The organism is Bradyrhizobium sp. 45, assembly GCF_023073155.1.
Lineage (GTDB): Bacteria > Pseudomonadota > Alphaproteobacteria > Rhizobiales > Xanthobacteraceae > Bradyrhizobium > Bradyrhizobium canariense_D.
Genome location: NZ_JADPIX010000020.1, coordinates 1 through 5378, shown reverse-complemented (window position 1 = coordinate 5378; position 5378 = coordinate 1). Strand labels below are relative to the sequence as shown.

Genomic DNA, 5378 nt, shown 5'->3' with positions numbered 1-5378 from the left:
GATGGCTCGCCTCAACCGACGCGGCCCGCGCCCACGACATTCGAATCATGGTTGCCCATGGATTCAGAAGCCCGCAACAAAAGCAACTGTAATGCTAGGGTCTGTACCTAATTTGCGCCACGTGATTCTCTTCCGCATATTTTGATTCGGGGACGAGCGATGCGTGGCGGCCTGTTTTGGTTGAATGATAAGCAGTGGGCGCGGATAGAACCTCACCTGCCGACGGGACTGACCGGACCGGATCGGGACGACGATCGGCGCATTATCAGCGGCTTCATTCAAATGCTGCAATCGGGTGCGCGGTGGATCTACAATCGCTTCAATCGTTGGGCAAAGCGCGGACGATGGTGCGCGATCTTTGAAGCGCTGGCCAAGCCCGGCAAAGATGCCGTCGCGCTTTCGCTCGACTCGACCTCGATTAAAGCTCACCGGTGTGCCTCCGGCGGAAAAGGGGGGAGCACAATCAAGCAATCGGCCGCTCGCGAGGCGGCCGCACGACAAAACTCCATGCGCTGAGCGATGCCAGGCGGAGCGACGATTACCCGCCCAAGGCGAAAGCGATCGTCCCTGAGCGTCGACGGGCTGAGGCGGGATCGGGGCAGCAGCACGCCATGGATCGCGACGGCGGCGCCGATCTCGATGTGTGCACCCGGGGCCGCACCGACAGTCTTGATGAGCGGCGCGGCGCCGCCGGCGCACGATCCCTTCCGAAAGGGTCCGCGCTCGAGGCCGAAGACGGAAACCGGCCCAGGCGGCGGGCAGACGAACACGAGATCGCCGACGACGACTTGCCGACCGATTGGCACGCCTACCAGGTCTATTTGACGAACGAGAAGAAGCTGGCGCCACGCTCGGTGCAAGTGACCGTCGCGGCGCTTCGATTTCTCTACCGCGCCACGCTCGGCCTCGATTGGGATTTCGACCAGATCATTCAGTGCGCCAAAGGCGCCAAAGACACTGGCCTTCATTCTCAGCCCTGAGGAGGTGCTGCATCGCCAAGCCGACCGACCGTCAGCCCAAAAGCGCCGCCGCCTGACCGGCCCGTCCGTCACCAAAATTTGGCGATAGCTCATTTCCGGAGCCGGCTCTGCGATCGGGGTTGAAGTCTACGTAGCGTCAGGTTGTACAGTCCGAATCATACATGCGGTGAAGCTTCATGATCGGAAGGAGAGGCTTCAATGTCCTAAGAGCGCAGGTGCGTTGGAGTATTGATTGTGCAGGCACGGCCGGCTGGTTGTAGCTAATGTGAGGACATTGAACTGAAGACGAAGAGAGTTTGCAAGGGAACTTCTCAAACCCCGGACGCCTTCCAACAGCAATGGGGCGGCCCAGTTTCGATCGCGGTGTGGCCGCATGCCCTTCTTGCCTGGAAGGGGGGAGGCGGCACCATGGCTTTTTGGACCGTGCGAGTATTTGGTTTCGTTGGTTTAAGGTTTGGCGATAGCCAGCTGTTGCCCAGGAATCCGGGGCGCTCTTCTGCGGCAATGCACGAGCTCGGAGCGCGCGCGATAACGGTCCTTTGTTGTTCAATTGGCGATCTTGACGTCTAGCTTTTCGCGCCGGTGTCGCTGCCAGGCGGCTTTGAAGAGTCGTCTCATCTAGTAGGAGAGTGGTGTGGAACCGATCTATAACGATCCGGACTATTGGATGCGCTGGCACGCCGAGCAGCAGGAGCTGCAGCGTGCGCGGCAAGAGGCGGATCAAGCTGGCTTCGAGCAGCAATTGGGCGAGCTGCAACTCCGCTCTCCTGAGGAGAGTTCGGGGGGTAGTTCCCCCGACACTCCAGCCGCACGGTCGCATGAAAACATCCAGCGTACGGACGTTGGTGGTTCGATGCGAATGCCGCCAAGGTCCAATCTGCGGAGCAATGCGTTCAGCAGCGCGCGTCACAGCGTCGATGTTCCGCACGCTCATCTTGGTTCGGCTGCAAATAATTACCGGTCTGACTTGCGGGAGGGGCCATTCAGCAGCATGCGCTACGCAGCGCCCTCGGAGGAACAACCTACGGCGCGGACGAAGGACAACAAGCCCCGTGGACTGTTCTCTCGGGTCAAATCAGGACTAAGCAAAGTCTTTGGAGGAAGCCACCGTGAGAAGTGGTCCGGCGGCCCAGCGTTTGATGTCGTCTCCTCGGAGCTTCGCATGGACTTTGCAAAGCGCAGTCGTCCGTCCGAGGCAGACCTGGAGCTGATTGAAGAGTTCAAGACGGCATTGGGCAGCGCGAACCGTACCGCGAAGACGATCGATAATTATGTGATGGCTCTTCGAAAGTTCAGCGAATTCCTCCAACCCAAAGGCGTCACTCTGAACGACCTGCTTGGCAATGCTGAGCTGCTGACAGCCTATAAAGATGAATTTAATAAGGTGGCGAGCGCCAATAGCAGGCACCATGTGGGGCCAGCCTTGAATGCACTCCAGAATTTCCAGGCTGGAAATCCCATATCCGCCCCAGCCTGGGTGGGTACGCGAGCGCAACCGATGCACCCCGAGGACGAGCGGATGATCGGCCAGTTCGTGGAAAACGTCAAAAGCTACAGAGTTGCTCCCGATGGCACCAGAGGCCGCGGGACTGGAACGGTTCCCCCTGATACGATCAGGAACAATATGATAGCGCTCAACGGGTTTGCTCGTTGGCTCCGAGCGCAGAACAAGGAACCCCTGGCTCCTCGGGCGTTCAACGAGCCAAGGTCGCTCGCCGTCGACATCGACGAGTACGTCGAAGCTGGCGGCGATCATGATGATCGCCTCAGCGTGGCATTGTCTCATCTTCGCAGGATCGGGGCTGACGGGCTCCAAGCTGTCGGCGCCGGGCCCCGCCTGATGGGGCGCCAAACATTGGCGGCTCATCCGGAGGACGTCTCCATCATCGATGACTTTTTGACGGACGCTCTATCCAAGCTTGGATCCGACGCGACTCGCAAGGAGAAACACGACGCTTCGACGAAGGCGTCCAGCCTACGCTCTTTTAGTGATTGGCTTCGAAGAGAGGGCAGGCCGAGCATCATGGACCGCATCGAGGGCAATGCTGAGCAGCAGCGGTCATTGAGCGCAGATCATTCGGCGTACCAGAAAGCCACAAAGCCGGGCGCCCCACTCAATCTCTTTCGACAATACCTGGGTCTCGAGACCAGGCGACACAGACAACGACCTCGTGCTTATGACGACGACGCCAGCCTGATCGCGAGCCTGGCTAACGAAGAGCTGAGAAACCTCGACCCAGCTTCCGAACAGAGAAGAAAAATAATTCAACAGACTGCTTCGATCCGACGCAAGTTCAGTGATTGGCTCCGCACAGAGGGTAGGGAGAGCATCGCGAGTCGAATCAACGGCAATAGTGAGCAGCAGCGCTCGCTGGGCGCAGACCTCCGGGCTTTCAGGGAAGCCACAGGGAGAGTTGATAGCGTGGGTCTCAAGAAGCTCAAGCAGTATCTGCTACTCGTTGAGGCAAACAGAGCGCTGGGTGTGAGCTTCCCTGAGCAGAGGGCTGGGTCGAACTCAACCTCAACCTGGGCGCGAGATTTGCCGACTCCGCCGTCCGAAAGTGAGTGGCCGCCGCTGCTAGGTCCGTTTGGGCAGGCCGGCTTGCAGGAACCGGCTAGGTCGAGCTCGACCTGGTCCCCGCGCGTGCCGTCCGACTTCGATCCAAGTGAGTGGCCGGCGCCGCAAGGCCCGGTTGGACCGACCGGTTGGCAGGACCCGGCCGGCTCGAGCTTCACCTGGTCTCCACGAGTGCCGTCCGGCTTCGAGTGGCCAACTCCGGAGGGCGCGCCAGCTCGGTCCTCAGACATCTACCGCGATTTGACTTCTTTCGCTGATCTGCCGTCCACACCGCAGGAAATGCGTGACGACGCCCAGTCAAGGCCGGTGCTCAGCCCGACCGGCAGACCGCCGTTCTTCATCGGTCCATCAGGCAAGCCGCAAGAGCTCGAGGAGATCGGATATCTCGTCGGCGAGGATTGGCAGCATGGCTCACAGGCGGTGCCGGACTTCCTGCTCGATGTACTGGACAATAGAATGCTGTTGCCGAGTTCGCGAATGGCTCCCCAGCCGGTCTCTATCAACGGTGAGACCTACTCCATCGCATTGGGGCCGCGAGGACGCCGCGACGCCCAACTGATCCATCACCCTGGCCCATCCTCGGTTCCTGATGCCCGGATCGGCGCTTCGACGGCGAGTGCCTCTGCCGGCGACCGCAGCGGACGGGTGCTCGGAGCCAGGGAATGGCTGGGTGACGCGCATATCCAGCGGGACTACGAGCTCCTGTCGCAGGAGTTGCGGCAAAGCAATCCAAACCTCGCCGCCCGGACCCGGTTCGTCGATCCTCTCATCGCCTTTCAGGTGGGCCATGGTACGGAGGGCGACGCCCTGAACGCATTCCATCGCATTGTCAACGATCTGAATGGCAACGATACGGCCGACTTCCTGTTCTTGCCGGTGAGTGATGCGAGCGCTACGAACCTTCATGCCCGCGGCTCCCATTGGTCGTTTCTGCTGGTAGATCGCCGCGATCGCGACAGGCCGGTTGCCTATCACTACGACTCCTTAGAGCCATACAATGCCGGACCTGCAGAAACGCTCGCAGCGCGGGTGGGAGCCGATTTGCGAGATGCCCTCATACGCGAGCAGAGGAACGGCTATGATTGCGGTGTCTTTGTGGTCGATGGTACCCGGGAGCTGGTCAGACGGCTCGCGGGAAGACGGCAGGCAGATCTGAACCTCCTCAACCTCGTCGTCGACCGGCAGGCATTGCAAAACCGACTAAGGGGCTGATGTCGGCTTCAACTGAATAGCGCGCGCAGCTGGTTGAAGGGGTTGAAGTGCAACTTCGCCCCGATTGAAGGTCTGCAATCGGCCCGTTCGCAGAGCATGATGGTGTCTCACAACGAGAGCGGAGCCGGAGCTAGCCCGTCTTATTCGCCGGCGTGCTGAGAGGTTGGCGAGCGTGGCGTAAAGCGCTGATGCGGCGTAGGATGTCGTCCGTGAAGTTTCCCGCAACGCGCTGGTTCAAGCGTAGTGCGGCTGGCGGATGATGCACCGGAGCCTCTGCATCAGGGCCGCAAAAGCCGTTCGAACCAGCGCAGCAAAAGGTGGAAGTTGAAGCCGGCGGCGGCAAGGACGGGGTTGATTCGGTCGCGGGCGCGGCCCTTGAGGTGGTTGCGGCTCATGCGGTGTTCGGCCTTGAGGTGACCGATCACCGGCTCGACCGCGGCGCGGCGCTTCATCTCGCGGCGGATGGATGGTCTTGGTGACGCGGCGGACAGAGCTGACCCCGGTTGTTTTGCGCGTTTCGCGGGATCGTGAGCACGGATTTCAGCGCATCGTGAGCAACGATTTCAGAGGATCGTGAGCAGCGATTTCAGGCGATCGTGAGCAACGTT

The 5378-nt window shown here is 60.5% G+C and carries 2 protein-coding genes and 2 pseudogenes; 3 read left to right on the top strand and 1 reads right to left on the bottom strand.

Translation table 11 applies throughout. The features are described 5' to 3' along the window. Positions 1-138 precede the first annotated feature (138 nt). From IVB42_RS03290 to IVB42_RS03280, 3 genes and pseudogenes are all read left to right on the top strand, one after another. Positions 139-521, top strand: a pseudogene (locus IVB42_RS03290) (transposase); the annotation flags it as partial. A 90-nt stretch (positions 522-611) separates the two neighbouring features. Next, the gene (locus tag IVB42_RS03285) at positions 612-980 is read left to right on the top strand and encodes a hypothetical protein (protein ID WP_247342304.1); all 369 of its coding nucleotides are present in this window, start codon (positions 612-614) and stop codon (positions 978-980) included. A 1162-nt stretch (positions 981-2142) separates the two neighbouring features. Further along, positions 2143-4770, top strand: a complete 2628-nt coding sequence (locus IVB42_RS03280) for a Ulp1 family isopeptidase (RefSeq protein WP_247469744.1) — start codon at positions 2143-2145, stop codon at positions 4768-4770. 278 nt (positions 4771-5048) lie between these two features. On the opposite strand, the pseudogene IVB42_RS03275 reads toward IVB42_RS03280, so the two are convergent. Beyond that, a pseudogene (locus IVB42_RS03275) lies at positions 5049-5237 on the bottom strand (transposase); the annotation flags it as partial. Between the last annotated feature and the right edge of the window lie 141 nt (positions 5238-5378).

Bases quoted from the DNA above. Each gene is read 5' to 3' on its own strand.
- IVB42_RS03285 (WP_247342304.1), top strand. From the start codon at position 612: ATGGATCGCGACGGCGGCGCCGATCTCGATGTGTGCACCCGGGGCCGC.
- IVB42_RS03280 (WP_247469744.1), top strand. From the start codon at position 2,143: ATGGACTTTGCAAAGCGCAGTCGTCCGTCCGAGGCAGACCTGGAGCTG.